The sequence below is a fragment of the Nocardioides pakistanensis genome (assembly GCF_054781215.1).
Window position 1 is genome coordinate 32,562 of record NZ_BAAGUV010000025.1, and the last position, 19,042, is coordinate 51,603.

Consider the following 19,042-nt stretch of genomic DNA (forward strand, 5'->3'; position numbering starts at 1 on the left):
CATGACCGCGATCGCCGCCGCCCGGGAACGGTTCCGCACCTCGACCCTGCTCCGCCACCTGCTGCTCGCACTCGCGGGCCTGGTGGTCGTGGTCGTGGTGCTGGAGAGCACCAGCGCGTTCCGCAACGCCCAGCTTGCCTCGATGGCCTACCTCGGCATCGCCGCCGGCGGGCTCACCGTGCTGACCGGCCTCAACGGCCAGCTGTCGCTGGGCCACGGGGCGTTCATGGCGATCGGCGCCTACACGACCGCGCTGTTCTACCAGGACACCGAGCCGGTGCTCCCGGTCGTGGGCGTGCTCGCCGCCGCAACGCTGGTCACCCTGGTGATCGGGGCAGTTGTCGGTGTCGCCGCGGCTCGGCTGCACGGCCCTTACATCGCCGGTGCCACGCTGGCCCTGGCGATCGCCGTACCCGGGATCGCGCTGTTCTTCGGCGACACCCTCGGCGGCGAGCAGGGGCTGAACGTCCGGGTGCCCGACATCCCGGACTGGTTCGCCGACGCCGTCTTCTTCCTCACCGCCAACGAGGTGACCCGCAGCCGCTACATCGCCTACATCGGCTGGCTGGCGCTGATCCTCACCTTCGTGCTGCTGGCGAACCTCTCCCGGAGCCGCGTCGGCCGGGTCTGGCGCGCGGTGCGCGACGACGAGGTCGCCGCCGAGATCGCGGGGATCAACCTCGGCCGCGCCCGGGTGCTGGCGTTCGTGGTGAGCGCCGCGGCCGCCGGGCTCGCCGGTGGGGTGATGGCGATGGCCGTGCGGATCACGGCACCGAGCGGGTTCACTCTCGCGCTTTCGCTGACGCTGCTCACCGCTGTCGTGCTCGGCGGTCTGGGCAGCCTCCTCGGCGCGCTGATCGGTGCCGCGCTGCTGACCTTCCTGCCGCAGGTCGTCACGAACCTCGGGCAGGACATGGGGCTGTCGGCCCTCCAGGCGGCCGAGCTCTCGCCGCTGGTCTACGGCCTGACGATGGTGCTGGTGATCCTGCTGGCCCCGGCCGGGATCGTCGGCAGCGTGCGGGGGTGGTGGCGCCGTCGGACTTCTGGCTCGTAGCAGGTGGATTCGTCGAACATCAGGAGGCAGGACACCATGAGGAGACTGACCAGGAAGCTGACGCTGGTCACCAGCGTCATCACGACAGGCGCGATGGTCGCGGCGTGCGGAGCCGGCGCCGAGCGTGAGTCGGAGGGCGACGGCGGGGGCGGTGAGGCCTCCGACGTCGGAATCACCGAGGACACGATCACGATCGGCGCGCACTTCCCGCTGACCGGCGTCGCGTCGCCCGGCTACAGCGAGATCCCGACCGGGGCTCAGGCCTACTTCGACTACGTCAACGCCGCCGGCGGCGTGAACGGCCGCACGATCGAGTACATCGTCCGCGACGACGGCTACAACCCGACGAACACCAGCCAGGTCACCAACGAGCTCGTGCTCCAGGACGAGATCTTCGCGATGGTCGGCGGCCTCGGCACCCCCACGCACAGCGCGGTCGTGGACTTCCTCAACAGCGAGGGCGTGCCGGACCTGTTCGTCTCCTCCGGCTCCCTGCAGTGGGGCGACAACCCCGAGGAGAAGCCCTACACCTTCGGCTGGCAGCCCGACTACGAGATCGAGGGCAAGATCATCGGCCAGTACGTCGCCGAGAACATGCCCGACGCCAAGGTCGGGCTGTTCCTCCAGGACGACGACCTCGGCGTCGACAGCGAGAAGGGCGTGCGGCAGTACCTCGACAAGCAGATCGTCGCGGTCGAGCGCTACACCTCGGGCAACACCGACGTCGCCCCGCAGATCGCCGGGCTGCAGGCCAAGGGCGCCGACCTGGTCCTCGGCTTCAACACCCCCTCCTACACCGCGCTCAGCCAGCTGGTCGCGATGAAGATCGGCTACAAGCCGAAGTGGTTCTACAGCTCGATCGGCTCCGACCCGGCGCTCGTCGGCGGTCTGCTCGCGAAGTTCTCCGAGGGCGCGGTCGAGGGCGGTGGCGCGCTGGACGGCGTGCTGACCTCGGAGTACATCCCCGGTGTCGACACCCCCGACAGCCCGTGGACGCAGCTGTGGCAGAAGGTGTGGGACGAGCACGGCAAGGACGGCGAGCTCACCAACTACCGGATCTACGGCATGTCGCACGCCTACGCGTTCGTGCAGGCGCTGATGGCAGCCGGCGAGAACCCCACCCGCGACGGGATCGTCGAGGCGCTCGAGGAGGTCGGCACCGAGCTCGAGGGCCCGCAGCTCGCGCCGTTCCGCTACAGCGCCGACAGCCACATGGGCATCTCCGGTGTGCAGCTCGTCGAGATCCAGGGCGAGGCCACCAAGGAGCTGACCCCGGTGCTCGTCACCGACATCGGCGACGCCCCGATCGAGGAGGACTCCTCAGGACAGGCGGACGACGCTCCGTCCGACAGCGGCCTGCCCGAGGTCGAGCCGGTCGGCTGACCGCCGTACCTCTGACCCCGTCGCACCCCGACACACCAGACAAGGCGGAACCGGATGGACCTGAACCTCTCCGACGAAGAACGCGAGATCCGCGAGTGGGTGCGCACCTTCGTGCGCAAGGAGATCATGCCGCTCGAGCCCGAGGTGCTCGCCCGCGAGCGCCGCAACGAGCGCGGCCTGAAGGACGAGGAGCTCAAAGCCCTTCAGGACAAGGCGAAAGCCTCCGGCTTCTTCGGCGTGCACACGCCGGAGGAGTACGGCGGGATGGGCCTCGGTGCGGTGATGAACGCACTCGTCGAGGTCGAGCTCGGCCGCTCGTTCGTGCAGTTCAGGTTCGCCGGCGACGCCGACAACATCCTCTACTACGCCAACGACGAGCAGAAGGAGCGCTACCTGGTCCCGACCATCAACGGGGATCGCCGCAGCTGCTTCGCGATCACCGAGCCGGGCGCCGGGTCCGACGCCCGCGCGATCCGCACGTCGGCCGTGCGCGACGGCGACGAGTGGGTGATCAAGGGCGAGAAGACGTTCATCACCGGCGGCAACGAGGCCGACTTCTGCATGGTCTTCGCGGTCACCGACAAGGAGCGCGGCGCCGACGGCGGGGTGACCTGCTTCCTCGTCGACCGGGACCAGGGCTGGCGCTCGGAGCACATCGACACGATGGGCGAGTGGGGTCCGGCCTCGCTGGTGTTCGAGGACGTCCGGGTCCCGCACTCGGCGATCCTCGGCGAGGAGGGCAAGGGCTTCGAGCTGGCGATGCGCTGGATCGGCAAGGGCCGCTACCTGCTGCCCGCCCGGGCCCTCGGCGCCTGCGAGCGGCTGGTCGAGATGGGCATGGAGCACGCCCGCAACCGGGTCACCTTCGGCAAGCCGATCGCCGAGCGCCAAGCCATCCAGTGGATGATCGCTGACTCCGCGGTCGAGATCGAGGCGCTGCGCTGGCTGGTGCTCGCGGCCGCGTGGCAGGTCGACGCCGGTCTCGACTCACGGCAGGCGCAGTCGATGGCCAAGCTGTACGGCGGCGTGCGGGCCAACGAGATCGTCGACCGGGTGCTGCAGATCCACGGCGGGATGGGCTACACCCGCGAGCTGCCCGTCGAGCGGTGGTACCGCGAGCTGCGCCTGCTGCGGACCTACGAGGGCACCGACGAGATCCAGCGCCGTACGATCGCCCGTAACCTGCTGAAGGGGCACGTCAGCGTCCGCGGCCACCTCGGCTGAGCCCCGGCTGGTCCGTCGAACATGCAGCTAGCTCCCTGTCGGGAGGTCTCCAGGCGTACGGCGGCCGGCCGGTTCGCCTAGCTGCATGTTCGACGGGCGCGGGCGACCCGCGTCAGGCGTTGCGGCGGGCGCGGGCGGCGGACCGGGACCGCTCGTTCTGGTCGAGGACGACCTTGCGGATCCGGACCGCCTCGGGGGTGACCTCGACGCACTCGTCCTCGCGGCAGAACTCCAGGCACTGCTCGAGGGAGAGCTTCTTCGGCGGGATCAGCTTCTCGAAGTTGTCGGCGGTGGAGGAGCGCACGTTGGTCTGCTTCTTCTCCTTGGTGATGTTGACGTCCATGTCGTCCTCGCGGGAGTTCTCCCCGACGATCATGCCCTCGTAGACCTCGGTGGTCGGCTCGACGAACATCGTGCCGCGCTCCTGCAGGTTGGTCATGGCGTACGACGTGGCAGCGCCCGCCCGGTCGGCGACCAGCGAACCGGTGGCACGGGACCGGATCTCGCCGGCCCACGGCTCGTAGCCCTCGAACACGTGGTGGGCGATGCCGGTGCCGCGGGTGTCGGTGAGGAACTCGGTGCGGAAGCCGATCAGGCCACGCGCGGGCACCAGGAACTCCATCCGGACCCAGCCGGTGCCGTGGTTGGTCATCTGCTCCATGCGGCCCTTGCGGACAGCGAGCAGCTGGGTGATCGTGCCGAGGTACTCCTCGGGCGCGTCGATGGTCAGCCGCTCGACGGGCTCGTGGACCTTGCCGTTGATCTCCTTGGTGACCACCTGCGGCTTGCCGACGGTGAGCTCGTAGCCCTCACGCCGCATCTGCTCGACGAGGATCGCCAGCGCCAGCTCGCCGCGGCCCTGCACCTCCCAGGCGTCGGGCCGCTCGGTCGGCAGCACGTTGATCGACACGTTGCCGACCAGCTCGGAGTCGAGCCGGTCCTTGACCAGTCGCGCGGTGACCTTCGAGCCCTTCACCCGTCCCGCGAGCGGGGAGGTGTTGGTGCCGATCGTCATCGAGATCGCCGGCTCGTCGACCGTGATCAGCGGCAGCGCCTTCGGGTCGTTCGGGTCGGCCAGGGTCTCGCCGATCATGATCTCGGGGATGCCCGCGATGGCAACGATGTCGCCGGGGCCGGCGGACTCGCCGGGCTTGCGCTCGAGGCCCTCGGTGACCAGCAGCTCGGTGATCTTGACGTTGCTCACCGACCCGTCACGCTTCATCCACGCGACCTGCTGGCCCTTCTTCAGCGTGCCCTCCTTGATGCGCACCAGCGCGAGGCGGCCGAGGAACGGCGAGGAGTCCAGGTTGGTCACGTGCGCCTGCAGCGGTGCGTCGGCGTGGTACGTCGGAGCGGGGATCGTGTCGATGATGGTCTGGAAGAGCGGCTCGAGGTTCTCCGAGTCCGGCAGCCCGCCGTTCTCCGGCATCTCCAGCGACGCACGGCCCGCCTTCGCGCTCGCGTAGACGACCGGGAAGTCCAGCGCGTCGGCGCTGTGGCTGTCGTCGAGCAGGTCCATGAACAGCTCGTAGGTCTCGTCGACGACCTCGCTGATCCGGGCGTCGGAGCGGTCCACCTTGTTGACCACGAGTACGACGGGCATGTCGGCGTTGAGCGCCTTGCGCAGCACGAACCGGGTCTGCGGCAGCGGCCCCTCGGAGGCGTCCACGAGCAGCACGATCCCGTCGACCATGGACAGCCCGCGCTCCACCTCGCCACCGAAGTCGGCGTGCCCCGGGGTGTCGATGATGTTGATCGTCATCGCCCCGCCCTCGACGCCCTGGGCGGCCGCGCCGGTGTAGCGGATCGCGGTGTTCTTCGCGAGGATCGTGATGCCCTTCTCGCGCTCGAGGTCACCGGAGTCCATCGCCCGCTCGTCGACGTGCTGGTGCTCACCGAAGGCGCCGCCCTGCCAGAGCATCGCGTCGACCAGCGTGGTCTTGCCGTGGTCGACGTGCGCGACGATCGCGACGTTGCGCAGGTCGGCGCGGGACAGGGTGTTCTCGGACATGCGAAAGCCTTCGGGATGTGGGGTGGGAGACGGTCCAGTCTACCGGGGGACCGGGCACATCCCGGAATCGAGCGTCAGCGGCGCCCCAGGGTGACGACCACGCCGACGAGCCAGGCGACGAACAACGGGTAGGGCAGGAGCTCTGGGCGACCTGGGCAGCGTCCTGGAAGGCGACCCAGGCGATCCCGCCGGCGAGCACGGCCTTGTCGGAGCGGCTCAGACCGACGAGTCGAGAGGTCGGCGCGCTCGAACGCCATGCCCAGCGCCCCGAGGCCGAGCGTGGCTGCCCCGGCGCGTGCGGCCAGCCGCTCCGGCCGCACGGTCACCGGCCCGGTTCGCTCGCGAGCCCGTGGGCGATGCCGTGCGCCCACCGGTCGATGTCGTCCCAGTCGCGGAAGTCGCCCTGCGGGATGTTCTCCCGGGCCGCCGGCATCTTCATCAGCATCCGGCCGCCGAAACCCAGCTCGTCCATGTCGAGCGCACCCCAGAACACGTGATGGTCGCGCGGGTTGAGGAACGCGAACTCCTGCGCCTCCTTCGGCAGGGACGCCTCGGCGACGTCGTTGCCCTCCTTGTCGACCTTGTCGGTGCCCAGCGGGCCGCTGCTGAAGAACCACAGCGGCCTGTGCGCGAGGGTCTCCTTGTTCTTCTTCACGAACGACGACGCCTCGCGCATCCAGTGCATCGCGTAGGCGGCGCTGCCCACGACGACCGCGTCGTACCCGTCGGCCCGGCCGGCCCGCTTGGCCTCCAGCACGTCGACCTCGTAACCGTCGCTGCGCAGGTCCTCGCCGATCCGTTCGGCGATGCCCTGGGTGCTGCCGTGCTTGCTCGCGTACGTGACCAGAACGCGCATCTCGATCACCTCCACCCTCCAGAGTCGGGCGGCCGCCGTACTCCGGGAAGAGGCCGACGTCCCGGATCGGGCAAACCGCGGGCGGGCTTACGCTGTCGGCCGTGGGCGCAGACGAGACCGAGTACGACGAGCAGGCGACCGAGCGACGGCTGGCGGACGGGGACCTGCTGGTCCGCCGGAGGCTGGGCGTGGTCGAGGTGGTGTTCAACCGCCCCGAGCGGCACAACGCCTTCACCAGCGGCACCTACGCCGGGCTCCTGGACGTGTGCGCGGAGCTGCACGAAGACCCGGCGACCCGCGTGGTGGTGTTCCGCGGCGCGGGCGGTCGCGCGTTCGCCGCTGGCAACGAGATCTCGGAGTTCACCTCGCTCGGCACCGGCGAGGACGGGGTCGCCTACGAGGCGAAGGTCGGCCGGGTGCTCCGGGCGATCGCCGAGCTGCCGCAGGTGACCGTTGCCGCCGTCGAGGGGGTCTGCGTCGGCGGCGGGCTGGCCGTGGCCACCCACTGCGACCTGCGCATCGCCGCCGACGGAGCGCGGTTCGGCTACCCGATCGCACGCACGCTGGGCAACGCGCTGTCGGCGTTCATCGTCTACCGCTGCGCGTCGGTGTTCGGCGAGTCGCTGACCCGGGAGATGCTGCTCGCCTCCCGGCTCGTCGAGGCGGATCGGGCCTACGCGGTGGGGGCGGTGATGACCGTCGTACCCCCCGAGCTGCTCGACGAGGAGATCGGCCGGCTGGTGCAAGGCGTGCGGGCGGCGTCGCGGATGACGATCACCGCCACCAAGGAGCAGCTGCTCCGCCGCTCCGACGCGCTCGAGGTCTCGCCCGCGGACGACGTCGAGCGGCTGGAGAAGGTCTACGGCGCCGCGGACTTCCGCGAGGGCGTCCGCGCGTTCCTGGCCAAGGAGAAGCCGCAGTTCGGCGGGGCCGGGAGATGACCCAGCCGCTGACGCGGCTGGCCGGCCTGCTCGCGGAGAGCCGCCGGGTCACCGCGTTCACCGGCGCCGGGGTCTCCACCGAGTCCGGCATCCCCGACTTCCGCTCGCCGGGCGGGGTGTGGACCCGCAACGACCCGCGCGACTTCACCTTCGACAGGTACGTCGACTCCGCCGACGTGCGAGCAGGCTCGTGGGCGATGCGCCGGGAGTTCTTCGCCAAGGACGTGCAGCCCAACGCCGCACACCGGGCGATCGCCGCGATCGAGCGCACCGGCCGCGGGCACGGCGTGATCACCCAGAACATCGACGGGCTGCACCAGCTCGCGGGGTCCACCGAGGTCGTCGAGGTGCACGGCACCGCCCGCGAGGTGGTCTGCATCGGGCACCGGCCCCGGCACGGGACCCCCGACGGGTGTGGCTTCACCGCGGCCTACACCTGGGCCTTCGAGCAGCTGGACGCCGGCGACCCCGACCCGCACTGTCCGGTCTGCGGCGGCCTGGTGAAGTCGGCGACGATCTCCTTCGGGCAGGTGCTCGACGAGCGGGCGGTCGACCGCGCCACCGCGCTGGCCACCACCGCGGACCTGATGCTGGCGGTCGGGTCGTCGCTGCAGGTCTTCCCGGCCGCCGACCTGCCGGTGTGGGCGGTGCGTTCCGGCGCCCGGCTGGTCGTCGTCAACGACGAGCCGACCCCGCTCGACGACCTGGCGACCCTGGTCGTCCGCGGCCGCGCCGGCGAGGTGCTGCCTGCCGCCGTGGCAGGGCTGGAACCGCTCGGCTAGTCGAAGACCCGGTGCACCTTGTGCTGGGCGGCCTGGGCGCGCGGCCGGATCACCAGCTCGTCGATGTTCACGTGCGAGGGCCGGGTGACCACCCAGCCGATCGCGTCCGCGACGTCCTCGGCGACCAGCGGCTCGGCGACCCCGGCATAGACCGCCTCCGCCTTCTCGCGGTCGCCCTCGAAGCGCACCAGCGCGAACTCGTCGGTCTTCACCATCCCCGGTGCGATCTCGGTGACACGCACCGGCTGTCCGCACAGCTCCAGCCGGAGCGTCTCGGTGACCACCTGGGTGCCGTGCTTGGCGGCGGTGTAGCCGGCGCCGCCCTCGTAGGCGATCCGCCCGGCCGTCGAGCCGACGTTCACGATCACCCCGTCGCCACTGGCGACCAACGCGGGCAGCAGCGCCTTGGTGACGTTGAGCAGGCCGATCACGTTCACCTCGTACATCGCCCGCCAGTCGTTGGGGTCGGCCTCGGCGACCGGGTCGGACCCGAAGGCGCCGCCGGCGTTGTTGACCAGCACGGCCAGGGTCGGTCCGACCCGCTCGGCGAGCGCGGCGACCTCGTCGGTGGAGGTCACGTCGCAGGCGACCGCCGTACCCCCGATCTCGCGGGCGAGCGCCTCGACCCGGTCCGCACGACGGGCGGCGCAGAACACGTGGTAGCCCTCCTCGGCCAGGCGCCGGGCGGTCGCCGCACCGATCCCGCTGCTCGCGCCGGTGACCACGGCTGTCCGGACGGCTGTCTCATCATGTGCGGCCATGGCGCAGATTCTGGCAGGCCCCACCTTCGAGGGGGCAGACTGTGCCCATGGACCCGAGGAGAATCGCGTCGATCGCTGCTGTCCTGGGCGGTGTGGTCTGGCTGGCGCGGGTCGGCCTGGTCGCGGCGGGCACCGCCGCCGGTGTCGCCGACGTCCTCCTCGTGGTCGGGCTCGGGCTGCTGGTCGTCGCGCTCGCCGCGGCCGGGTACACCCTGGTCGAGACCGCGCCGGTCTGGCTGCGCGCCGTCGTCGCCCTGGCCACACCGCTGCTGGTGATGATGGTCTGGCAGCTGCTCGACCAGGGGATCAAGGCGGCGTGGGACGCCGACGGCTGGCTGCGCGACGAGGCGACCCGGCTGCTGGCCGCCGTGCTCGCCCTGGTGCTCGGTGGCTGGGGGTTCCGGCGCCGGCCACCTGCGCGCGACGTGGGGGCCACCCAGGCGGAGCCGCCGGCTCCGGTGCGCGGCCGTCGTGCGGCGCGCTGAGCCACCGGACTGATCCGGCGGTTTGGCTGAGGTAAGGCAAACCTAATACCCTGGTCCGGTGTCCGTCGCGCCCCACCCCGGTCTGTGCGCGCCCCTGCCCGCGCTGGGCGAGGGCGTGCCGTTCGCGCGTCGGCTGGCGGACCACGGCGACGCGGTGGCGGTGCGCACCTCCGGGGAGGAGCTGAGCTACGCCGAGCTCGCCCGCCGGGTCGAGCGCCGGGCGGCCGCGCTCGGCCCCACCCGGCGTCTGGTCCTGCTGGCCGGCGCCAACGAGCTCGAGGCGCTGGTCACCTACCTCGCCGCGCTGGCCGCCGGACACCCGGTGATCCTGGTCCCCGGCGACCACCCCGGCCACCTGCAGCCGATCGTCGACGCCTACGACCCCGACGTGGTGGCCCACGCGGACGGGTCCCTCGACGAGCGCCGCGCCGGCACCGCGCACGACCTGCACCCCGACCTCGCGCTGCTGCTCTCGACCTCCGGGTCCACCGGCTCCCCGAAGCTGGTCCGGCTGTCGGCGGAGAACGTGCAGGCCAACGCCGCCTCGATCGCGGAGTACCTCGCGATCCGGCCCAGCGACGTCGCCGCGACCACGTTGCCGATCCACTACTGCTACGGCCTGTCGGTGGTCAACAGCCACCTGCTGGCCGGCGCCTCGGTGATGCTGACCTCGCTGTCGGTGGTCGACCGCTGCTTCTGGGACCAGTTCCGCGCCGCCGGTGCCACGACGTTCGCCGCGGTGCCCTACACCTTCGAGCTGCTCGAGCGGGTGGGCTTCGAGGCGATGGACCTGCCCACGCTGCGCTACGTCACCCAGGCCGGCGGCCGGCTCGCACCCGACCGGGTGCGCCGCTACGCCGGGCTCGGCCGGTCGCACGGCTGGGACCTGTTCGTGATGTACGGCCAGACCGAGGCCACCGCCCGGATGGCCTACCTGCCGCCCGACCTCGCGCTGACCTCACCCGGCTCGATCGGCGTGCCGATCCCCGGCGGCTCGTTCCGGCTGGAGCCGCTGCCCGAGCTCCCGCTGGCTCGGGACGGCGAGCCGGAGGTCGGTGAGCTGGTGTACGACGGCGCCAACGTGATGCTCGGGTACGCCGAGGCGCCGGCCGACCTCGCGCTGGGCCGGGTCACCTCCTCGTTGCACACCGGCGACGTCGCCCGTCGTACCCCTGAAGGGCTGTTCGAGATCGTCGGCCGCCGCAACCGGTTCGCGAAGATCTTCGGGCTGCGCATCGACCTCGACCAGGTCGAGCGGGCCTACGGCGCCGAGGGGATCCTGGGCGCCTGCGCGACCGCCGAGGGTCCCGCCGGCGAACGGCTCGTGGTCGCGGTCTCCGACGACGCCGCCCCGGTCGACACCGAGCGGGTCCTGACCGTTGCCCGGGAGATCGCCGGCCTGCCCGCGAGCGCGGTCACGGTCTGCCCTGTGCGCGAGATCCCGCGGCTGCCCAACGGGAAGATCGACTACCGCTCGGTGGCGGCGCTGGCCCCGCGGTTTCCCATGTCAACGTGGAAAACCGGCACTTTGCACGGGTTGCGGCCCGTGCCAAGTACCGGATTACCACGTCAACATGGGAATCAGGAGGCGCTCGAGCGGCTGCGCGAGGTGTACGCCGAGGTGCTCCGCCGGGACCAGGTGCACGACGACGACTCGTTCGTCTCGCTCCAGGGCGACTCGCTGTCCTACGTCGAGGCCTCGATCCGGGTGGAGGAGGTGCTCGGCCACCTCCCGCCCGACTGGCACGTCACGCCGATCGCCGAGCTCGCGCCACGACCCGGCCCGGTCGCGCGAGGCCGCTCGGTCGAGACGAACGTGCTGCTGCGCGCCCTGGCGATCGTCGCCATCGTCGGCTCGCACGCCAACCTGTTCGTGGTCCTCGGCGGCGCGCACGTGCTGCTCGGCGTCGCGGGGTTCAACTTCGCCCGCTTCCAGCTGACCGGGATCGACCGCGGGGCACGGGTGCGCCGGATGCTGTCGAGCATCGCCCGGATCGCCGTACCCTCGGCGCTGCTGGTCGGCCTGTTCGCGACCTGGACCGACGGGCTGGGCTGGCGCAACGCGCTGCTGCTCAACGGCGTGCTCGGCCCGGCGAGCTGGACCGAGCCGGCCTGGCACTACTGGTTCATCGAGGCGCTGGTCTACACGCTGCTCGTGCTCACCGTGGTCATGGCGCTGCCGGTCGTCGACCGCGCCGAGCGACGCTGGCCGTTCTGGCTGCCGATGATGCTCGCCGGGCTCGGGCTGCTCACCCGGTTCGAGGTCGTCGAGCTGGCCGGCGGCGACACGATCCACCGCGCCAACGTGCTCTTCTGGCTGTTCGCCCTCGGCTGGGCGACGGTGCGGGCCACGACCCGCTCGCAGCGGCTGCTGGTCTCGGCGGTGCTCGTCGCGACCGTGCCCGGGTTCTTCGGCGACGTCGCCCGTGAGGCCGTCGTGCTCGGCGGGATGCTCGCCCTGGTCTGGGTCGGCTCGGTCCGGCTCCCGGCCTGGGCTGCCCGGCTGACCGCCACCCTGGCCGGCGCGTCGCTGTACATCTACCTCGTGCACTGGCAGGTGTACCCCTACCTCGAGGACCGGCTGCCGTGGCTGGCGACCGTGCTCTCCCTGCTCGCGGGGATCGTCGTCTGGCAGGCGGCCGAGCGGCTGGCCCCGCTCGTCGTACGGCGGACCCGGGCGGCACTGCGCGACGCCGAGCCCACCCCGGTGACCGCCCGGGGATGACCGGGACGGAATGGGGAACAATCCTCGGTGGTTCTCCCACCGGAGGTATGCCCTTTCGTGACGTCCGCACCGTTCGACCAGCCTGACGACGTGACCGCCCTGAGGCGGGTCGCGATGATCAGCCTGCACACCTCGCCGCTCGACCAGCCAGGCACCGGCGACGCGGGCGGCATGAACGTCTACGTGATCGAGCTGGCCAAGCGGCTCGCCGCGCGTGACGTCGAGGTCGAGATCTTCACCCGGGCGACGACGTCGGCGCTGCCGCCGGTGGTCGAGGCGCTGCCCGGCGTCCACGTCCACCACGTGCACGCCGGCCCGTTCGAGGGGCTGCGCAAGGAGGACCTCCCGCCGCAGCTGTGCGCGTTCGCCCGTGAGGTGCTGCGCGCCGAGGCCGGCCACGAGCAGGGCTGGTACGACCTCGTGCACAGCCACTACTGGCTCTCCGGGCAGGTCGGCGCCCTGGTCCGCGACCGGTGGAGCGTCCCGCTCGCGCACTCGATGCACACCATGGCCAAGGTCAAGAACGAGATGCTCGCCGAGGGCGACACCCCCGAGCCGCGGGCGCGGGTGATCGGCGAGGAGCAGGTGGTGGACGCCGCCGACATGCTGATCGCCAACACCGACATCGAGGCCAAGCAGCTGATCAACCTGTACGACGCCGACGCCGGCCGGGTCGAGGTGGTCCACCCCGGCGTCGACCTCAGCGTCTTCCGGCCGGGCACGCAGAGCGCCGCACGGGCCCGGCTCGGGCTGCCCGAGGACGCCCACGTGCTGATGTTCGCGGGCCGGATCCAGCCGCTGAAGGCCCCCGACGTGCTCCTCCGAGCGGTCGCGGTGCTGCTCGAGCGGGACCCCTCCCTGCGCTCCCGGGTCGTCGTGCCGGTGGTCGGCGGGCCGTCGGGCAGCGGGCTGGAGCACCCCGAGTCGCTCGCCCAGCTGGCCACCTCGCTCGGCCTCGACGACGTGGTCCGCTTCGTGCCGCCGGTGTCACAGGCCGAGCTCGTCGACTGGTACTCCGCCGCGACGCTGGTCTGCGTCCCGTCGTACAACGAGTCCTTCGGTCTGGTCGCGGTCGAGGCACAGGCTGCCGGTACGCCGGTCGTGGCCGCCGCCGTGGGCGGCCTCACCACCGCGGTCCGCCACGGGGTCTCCGGCCTGCTCGTCGAGGGGCACGACCCGGCCGACTACGCCCGCGCGTTCGAGCGGGTCCTGCACCAACCGGCCTTCCGCGAGGAGCTCTCGCGTGGCGCGGTGCTCCAGGCAGCCGGGTTCGCCTGGGAGGTGACCGCCGACCGGACGATCGAGGTCTACCGCCGGGCCCGGGCCGTCATGCGCAGCGACATCGAAGGGATGTTCCCGTGACCGAAGCGACCATGTCCCCGCTGCAGGAGGCCGCTGCGTCGACCCTGCGCGAGGTCTTCGACGCCCACGAGCTGGAGTGGAAGGAGCTCTCGCCGGGGGTCTACTCGGTCACCCTGCCCGGGGAGAAGAAGCTGCAGACCCCGTGCCGGTTCGACGTCGGCGAGCACGCCCTGGGCATCCACGCGTTCGTCGCGCGGCGGCCCGACGAGAACCACGAGCGGGTCTACCGCTGGCTGCTCGAGCGGAACCTGAAGATGTACGCCGTCGCGTTCGCCGTGGACCACCTCGGCGACATCTACCTCGACGGCCGGCTGCCGCTGTCGTCGGTGACCCCCGACGAGGTGGACCGCCTGCTCGGCGCGGTGCTCAGCTATGCCGACGAGTCGTTCAACACCATCCTGGAGCTCGGCTTCGCCACGTCCATCCGCAAGGAGTGGGAGTGGCGCAAGTCGCGCGGCGAGTCCACCCGCAACCTCGAGGCGTTCCGCGGCTGGCTCGAGCGCGACGAGGATCCGCCGGCTCAGACCTCGAGCTTGTAGCCCAGCCCGCGCACGGTGATCAGGTGCACCGGGTTGGCCGGGTCGGGCTCGATCTTGGCGCGCAGCCGCTTCACGTGCACGTCCAGGGTCTTGGTGTCGCCGACGTAGTCCGACCCCCACACCCGGTCGATCAGCTGGCCGCGCGTCAGCACGCGGCCGGGGTTCCGCAGGAACATCTCCAGCAGCTCGAACTCCTTGAGCGGGAGCTTGGTCTCCTCACCCCCGACGGTCACGACGTGCCGCTCGACGTCCATCCGCACCGGGCCGGCCTCCAGGGTCGCCGGGGCCAGGTCGGGCTCGGTCCCGCGGCGCAGCACCGCGCGGATCCGGGCGACCAGCTCGCGCGGTGAGTACGGCTTGGTGACGTAGTCGTCGGCGCCGAGCTCGAGCCCGACCACCTTGTCCACCTCGCTGTCCTTGGCGCTGACCATGATCACCGGCACGTTCGAGGACTGCCGGATCACCCGGCACACCTCGGTCCCCGGCATCCCGGGCAGCATCAGGTCGAGCAGCACGATGTCGGCCCCGGCCCGGTCGAACTCCGCGATCGCGTCGGGCCCGGTGGCGGCGATGCCGACCTCGAACCCCTCCTTGCGGAGCATGTACGCCAAGGCGTCGCTGTAGCTCTCTTCATCCTCGACGACGAGTACCCGCGTCACGGGCGTGCCTCCTGGCTGCTGGTGTGCTGGATCGGGTCCCGCTGGGTGTACGTCGATGTACGGCGCGGGAGCGTGAGCGTGAACGAGGACCCGTGTCCTGGTGAGGACCACACCCGGACCTCACCGCCGTGGGACGCCGCCACGTGCTTGACGATCGAGAGCCCGAGGCCGGTGCCGCCGGTCGAGCGGCGCCGCGCGGGGTCGACCCGGTAGAACCGCTCGAAGATCCGGTCGAGCTCGTCGGCCGGGATGCCGATGCCCTGGTCGGTGACGGTGATCTCGACCATCAGGTCGTCGGTCCGTGCGGAGACCACGACCGTCGACCCGTCGGGAGAGTAGGCGACCGCGTTGGCGACCAGGTTGCCCACGGCGACCGCAACCTGGTCGGCGCTGCCGAGGGCGACGAGCCCGCGGTCGCCGTCCTGCACCACGGTGATCTGCTTGGCCTCGGCGTCGATCACGTTGGCGTCCAGGGCGCGAGCGATGATCTCGTCGACGTCGACCGGGGCCGGCTCCTCGAGCGGCTCGTCGCCCTGGAGCCGGGACAGCTCGATGATCTGCTGGACCAGCCGGCCGAGCCGCTCGCTCTCCTTCTGCATCCGGGCCGCGAAGCGCTCCACGGCCTCCGGGTCGTCGGAGGCCTCGCGGACCGCCTCGGCGAGCAGCGCGATCGCCCCGACCGGGGTCTTCAGCTCGTGGGAGACGTTGGCGACGAAGTCGCGCCGGATCGCCTCCACCCGGCGTTCGCGGGTGCGGTCCTCGAGCAGCGCGAGCACCAGCCGCGAGCTGAGCGGCGCCACCCGGGCGGTGACGTGGATCGGTGCCGTGGACCGGCCCCGGGTCAGGGTCAGCTCGGTCTCGCGGATCTGCCCGTCCCGGCGTACCTGCCTCACCAGGTCGGCGAGCTCGTCGACGGCCACCTCCCGGCCGCGCACCAGGCCGAGGGCGTGCGCCGGCGCCGAGGCCTTGAGCACCTGGTCGTTCTGGTCGACCACCAGCGCGCTGCTGCGCAGGACGCCGAGGACGGTCGCGACCCCGGTCGGGACGGCCGGCTCCTCGTGCGGCGCAACCCGTTGCTGCTGGTGCTCGCTGAACCGCCAGGCCAGGACGACACCGCCGCCGAGCACCGCGCCGAGCAGCGCGAACAGCAGGGCCTGTGTCGTCGGGTCCACGGCTCGATCGTACGCAGATGCTCACCGGCTGTTCGCCGCTCCGGGGTTCCCTCGACCGTGGTTTCAGCCGCTGTTCATCTCGCGTTCACGCCGCAACTTCTCCTGTTCTCCCGGTGTCATTACGGTGTACCCCATGCGTGATGCCTATATCGAGCAGCTGGACGCCGTCATCGACGAGCTGGTGACCATGACCCACGAGGTGGGGATCGCGGTGCACCAGGCCACCCGAGCCCTCCTCGAGGCGGACGCGGAGCTCGCCGAGCAGGTCATCTCGCACGACGCGCACATCGACTCCGAGCGGGAGCGCATCGAGGAGCTCAGCTTCGAGCTGCTCGCCCTTCAGCAGCCGGTGGCCGGCGACCTGCGGATGCTCGTCGCCGCCCTGCGGATGGTCTCCGACCTCGAGCGGATGGGCGACCTGTCGGTGCACGTCGCGAAGATCGCCCGGCTGCGGGTGCCCGACGTGGCCATCCCCGACCAGATGCTGCCGACCGTCAAGCGGATGGCCGAGGTCGCCGAGGAGATGGTCGGCAAGGTCGAGAACGTCATCGCCGACCGCGACGTGCAGGCCGCGATCGAGCTCGAGCGCTGCGACGAGGAGATGGACCAGCTGCGCCGCTCGTCGTTCCGGCAGATGCTCAGCGACGACTGGGCGTACGGCGTCGAGCCGGCCATCGACATGGCGCTGCTCGGCCGCTACTACGAGCGGATCGCCGACCACGCCGTCTCGCTGGCCCGTCGCGTCGTCTTCCTGGTCACCGGCGAGCACCCGGTCAGCCTGGAACCCTGAGCCGCGCCCACTCTGCATCACCCCATCGGGGCGGCGACGGTGCCATGATGGGCGCCATGCCGTCGCCTGGGCCCGCGGCCCCGCCCGTCGACTTCGTGGGCGCCTTCGCCGCTGTCTCCGCCGAGTTCGTCACGGCTGCCCGCACCACCGACATGGCTGTGCCCGTGAAGAGCTGTCCGGGGTGGACGTCATACGACCTGGTCTGCCACCTGGGCAACGTGCACGCGTGGGCGGCGACGATCGTGGAGACCGGTCGCGCGGCCCCCGAGCTGGAGGACCACCCTGGCTCCCGGCGTGCGAGGACCGTCGCGGAGTGGTACCTCGCGAAGGCCGAGGACCTGCTCGCCGTACTCCGTGCCGCCGACCCCGACAGCCCGTGCTGGACGTTCTCCGCGGGGCACCGCACCGCGGCGTTCTGGCCGCGCCGGCAGACCCACGAGACCCTGGTGCACCTGGTCGACCTGCACCGCTGCTCAGGGCGTACGACGCACCTGCCGCCTGCCGTGGCCGCCGACGGCATCGCCGAGGTGCTCGAGGTGTTCCTGCCGCGGATGCACGCCCGTGGCTTCCCGGCCCGCCTCGAAGGGCCCGTGCTGCTCGAGGCGACCGACACCGGTGACTCCTGGCTGGTCACGCCGGCCACCGACGGCGGGCCTCCGGTCGTGGGCGACCCGGCGGAGCTGCCGGGGCCGTTCCCCGTGCCCCGTCAGCGGAACGGCCGCGACACCGACGTCGTCGCGGGGCCTGCAGCCGCGCTGATGCTGCTGCTGTGGAAGCGGCTGCCTGGGGACAACCCGGCGATCACCGTCCACGGCGACCCCGGCGCGTTCCTGGCCTCCCCGCTCACCCCCTGAGCCGCCGGGGGGAGCGACAACAGCGCACGCGGTCGGCCGTCACCACCGTTCACCTGAACCGTTGTGACGTCGATCCATGCGCGGACGGCGTCACAACAGCTCAGATGAACGATCGTGACGCCGCCCGGGGGCTTCGGGGAGGGTCAGCGACCCTGCGCGGCGACCGCCTTGATCGCGTCGGCAGCTGCGTCGGGGTCGAGGTACTGCCCGCCGCGCTCGAGCGGCCGCATGTTCTGGTCGAGCCGGTACACCAGCGGGATGCCGGTCGGGATGTTGAGGCCGACGACGGCCTCCTCGCTCATGTCGTCGAGGTGCTTGACCAGCGCGCGCAGCGAGTTGCCGTGCGCCGCGACGCAGACGGTCCGGCCGGCACGCAGGTCGGGCACGATCGCGTCGTACCAGTAGGGGAGCATCCGCTCGACCACGTCGGCGAGGCACTCGGTGCGGGGGACGATCTCGTCGGGCAGGTCGGCGTAGCGGGCCTCGCCGATCTGCGACCACTCGTCGTCGTCCTCGATGCGGGGCGGCGGGGTGTCGTAGGAGCGGCGCCAGAGCATGAACTGCTCCTCGCCGTACTGCTCCAGGGTCTCCTTCTTGTTCTTGCCCTGCAGCGCGCCGTAGTGCCGCTCGTTGAGGCGCCAGGACCGCTTGACCGGGATCCAGTGCCGGTCGCAGGCGTCGAGCGCGAGCTGTGCGGTGGCGATCGCCCGGCGCAGCACCGAGGTGTGGAGCACGTCGGGGAGTACGCCGGCCTCGGTCATCAGCGAGCCGCCGCGGATCGCCTCGTCGCGGCCCTTCTCGGTGAGGGGCACGTCGACCCAGCCGGTGAAGAGGTTCTTGGCGTTCCAGTCGCTCTCGCCGTGGCGGAGAAGCACCAGCGTGTACGGGGCGTCAGCACTCATGGCGACAGCCTATCGGCGGCGCCGCGGCGCCGAGAGGGGCAGTGGCGTGACCTACGGCACCGGGACGTCGGCGTAGTCGCCGCGGCGGTCCACCACGGGCACGTCCAGGGTGACGTTGGCACCGCGCTCGAAGGAGAAGGTCAGCGTCACGAAGTTGCCCGGGGCGACGCTCTCGCCCTCGACCGAGACCTCGGTCTCGTCGACGAGCTGGACCGACCCGCGGGCCGGGATCTCCACGTCGCCGTCGAGGGTGACCGAGACCGCCCGGTCCTCGCCGGCGCCCTGGATCCCGGTGAGCGCGTCGGCCTCCTCGAGGTCGTTGTTGACCAGACCCGCGACGACGGTGCCGCTGCCGTCCTCGCCGGAGACCACCAGCGCGTGCAGGACGTCCACGGAGCCGGAGCGGTCGTTCACACCGACGCCGGGGTTGTAGACCCGGTCGGTCGGCCGGTCGAACCCGCAGGCGGAGAGCGCCGGCACCAGGAGCACGGCTGCTGCGGTGGCGATGCTGCGGCGAAGGGTGACGTTCACGTGCTCCACGG

At 71.6% G+C, this 19,042-nt stretch carries 18 protein-coding genes; 11 read left to right on the forward strand and 7 right to left on the reverse strand.

Translation table 11 applies throughout. The features are described 5' to 3' along the window. Nucleotide 1: 1 nt before the first annotated feature. From ACYVIH_RS11445 to ACYVIH_RS11455, 3 genes are read left to right on the forward strand one after another with little or no spacing between them, the layout of a single operon-like run. Nucleotides 2–1,054, forward strand: coding sequence for a branched-chain amino acid ABC transporter permease (locus tag ACYVIH_RS11445; protein WP_460869399.1), 1,053 nt, complete (start codon nucleotides 2–4; stop codon nucleotides 1,052–1,054). A 36-nt stretch (nucleotides 1,055–1,090) separates the two neighbouring features. Continuing rightward, entirely contained in the window at nucleotides 1,091–2,437 is a 1,347-nt protein-coding gene (locus tag ACYVIH_RS11450; RefSeq protein WP_460869401.1) for an ABC transporter substrate-binding protein, read from the forward strand. A 54-nt stretch (nucleotides 2,438–2,491) separates the two neighbouring features. Next, nucleotides 2,492–3,661: an acyl-CoA dehydrogenase family protein gene (locus ACYVIH_RS11455; protein ID WP_460869403.1), complete on the forward strand. Its 1,170-nt coding sequence runs from the start codon at nucleotides 2,492–2,494 to the stop codon at nucleotides 3,659–3,661. Nucleotides 3,662–3,773: 112 nt separating this feature from the next. Here ACYVIH_RS11455 and typA read toward each other — a convergent pair whose 3' ends face one another. Then, nucleotides 3,774–5,672, reverse strand: a complete 1,899-nt coding sequence (gene typA / locus ACYVIH_RS11460; RefSeq protein WP_460869405.1) for a translational GTPase TypA — start codon at nucleotides 5,670–5,672, stop codon at nucleotides 3,774–3,776. A gap of 322 nt (nucleotides 5,673–5,994) precedes the next feature. Further along, nucleotides 5,995–6,528, reverse strand: coding sequence for a flavodoxin domain-containing protein (locus ACYVIH_RS11465; RefSeq protein WP_460869407.1), 534 nt, complete (start codon nucleotides 6,526–6,528; stop codon nucleotides 5,995–5,997). 101 nt (nucleotides 6,529–6,629) lie between these two features. Between ACYVIH_RS11465 and ACYVIH_RS11470 the strand changes: the two genes are divergently transcribed. Both ACYVIH_RS11470 and ACYVIH_RS11475 read left to right on the forward strand, forming a co-directional pair. Next, nucleotides 6,630–7,469, forward strand: coding sequence for an enoyl-CoA hydratase-related protein (locus tag ACYVIH_RS11470; protein ID WP_460869409.1), 840 nt, complete (start codon nucleotides 6,630–6,632; stop codon nucleotides 7,467–7,469). After that, a complete protein-coding gene (locus tag ACYVIH_RS11475) occupies nucleotides 7,466–8,251 on the forward strand; it encodes an SIR2 family NAD-dependent protein deacylase (RefSeq protein WP_460869411.1) in 786 nt (261 codons plus the stop codon). The genes ACYVIH_RS11470 and ACYVIH_RS11475 overlap by 4 nt, the downstream gene beginning before the upstream one ends. On the opposite strand, the gene ACYVIH_RS11480 is transcribed toward ACYVIH_RS11475, so the two are convergent. Next, nucleotides 8,248–9,012: an SDR family NAD(P)-dependent oxidoreductase gene (locus tag ACYVIH_RS11480; RefSeq protein WP_460869413.1), complete on the reverse strand. Its 765-nt coding sequence runs from the start codon at nucleotides 9,010–9,012 to the stop codon at nucleotides 8,248–8,250. The genes ACYVIH_RS11475 and ACYVIH_RS11480 overlap by 4 nt on opposite strands. Before the next feature lie 47 nt (nucleotides 9,013–9,059). Between ACYVIH_RS11480 and ACYVIH_RS11485 the strand changes: the two genes are divergently transcribed. From ACYVIH_RS11485 to ACYVIH_RS11500, 4 genes are all read left to right on the forward strand, one after another. Beyond that, nucleotides 9,060–9,497, forward strand: a complete 438-nt coding sequence (locus tag ACYVIH_RS11485) for a hypothetical protein (RefSeq protein ID WP_460869415.1) — start codon at nucleotides 9,060–9,062, stop codon at nucleotides 9,495–9,497. 58 nt (nucleotides 9,498–9,555) lie between these two features. Beyond that, nucleotides 9,556–12,222 carry an AMP-binding protein gene (locus tag ACYVIH_RS11490; RefSeq protein ID WP_460869417.1) on the forward strand — a complete coding sequence of 889 codons (2,667 nt, stop codon included), beginning with the start codon at nucleotides 9,556–9,558 and terminating at the stop codon, nucleotides 12,220–12,222. A 90-nt stretch (nucleotides 12,223–12,312) separates the two neighbouring features. Next, nucleotides 12,313–13,584 carry a D-inositol-3-phosphate glycosyltransferase gene (mshA, locus tag ACYVIH_RS11495; protein ID WP_460869419.1) on the forward strand — a complete coding sequence of 424 codons (1,272 nt, stop codon included), beginning with the start codon at nucleotides 12,313–12,315 and terminating at the stop codon, nucleotides 13,582–13,584. Beyond that, on the forward strand, nucleotides 13,581–14,123 hold the full coding sequence (locus ACYVIH_RS11500) for a type III secretion system chaperone family protein (protein ID WP_460869420.1): 543 nt from the start codon (nucleotides 13,581–13,583) through the stop codon (nucleotides 14,121–14,123). Before mshA ends, ACYVIH_RS11500 begins: the two co-directional genes overlap by 4 nt. Here the strand turns inward: ACYVIH_RS11500 and ACYVIH_RS11505 are convergent. Beyond that, nucleotides 14,105–14,782 carry a response regulator gene (locus ACYVIH_RS11505; protein ID WP_460869422.1) on the reverse strand — a complete coding sequence of 226 codons (678 nt, stop codon included), beginning with the start codon at nucleotides 14,780–14,782 and terminating at the stop codon, nucleotides 14,105–14,107. The two genes, ACYVIH_RS11500 and ACYVIH_RS11505, sit on opposite strands and share 19 nt — an antisense overlap. Then, a complete protein-coding gene (locus ACYVIH_RS11510; protein WP_460869424.1) occupies nucleotides 14,779–15,954 on the reverse strand; it encodes a sensor histidine kinase in 1,176 nt (391 codons plus the stop codon). Before ACYVIH_RS11510 ends, ACYVIH_RS11505 begins: the two co-directional genes overlap by 4 nt. Before the next feature lie 133 nt (nucleotides 15,955–16,087). Here ACYVIH_RS11510 and phoU point away from each other — a divergent pair, with 133 nt between their 5' ends. Together phoU and ACYVIH_RS11520 are read left to right on the forward strand one after the other, a co-directional pair. Further along, a complete protein-coding gene (gene phoU / locus ACYVIH_RS11515; RefSeq protein ID WP_460869426.1) occupies nucleotides 16,088–16,744 on the forward strand; it encodes a phosphate signaling complex protein PhoU in 657 nt (218 codons plus the stop codon). A gap of 56 nt (nucleotides 16,745–16,800) precedes the next feature. After that, complete coding sequence (locus tag ACYVIH_RS11520) at nucleotides 16,801–17,598, forward strand: maleylpyruvate isomerase family mycothiol-dependent enzyme (protein ID WP_460869428.1); 798 nt, start codon at nucleotides 16,801–16,803, stop codon at nucleotides 17,596–17,598. Between the two features lie 143 nt (nucleotides 17,599–17,741). Here the strand turns inward: ACYVIH_RS11520 and ACYVIH_RS11525 are convergent, their stop codons facing one another. Both ACYVIH_RS11525 and ACYVIH_RS11530 read right to left on the reverse strand, forming a co-directional pair. Then, nucleotides 17,742–18,500 carry a phosphoglyceromutase gene (locus ACYVIH_RS11525; protein ID WP_460869431.1) on the reverse strand — a complete coding sequence of 253 codons (759 nt, stop codon included), beginning with the start codon at nucleotides 18,498–18,500 and terminating at the stop codon, nucleotides 17,742–17,744. A gap of 51 nt (nucleotides 18,501–18,551) precedes the next feature. After that, nucleotides 18,552–19,031 carry a hypothetical protein gene (locus ACYVIH_RS11530; RefSeq protein ID WP_460869433.1) on the reverse strand — a complete coding sequence of 160 codons (480 nt, stop codon included), beginning with the start codon at nucleotides 19,029–19,031 and terminating at the stop codon, nucleotides 18,552–18,554. Nucleotides 19,032–19,042 lie beyond the last annotated feature (11 nt).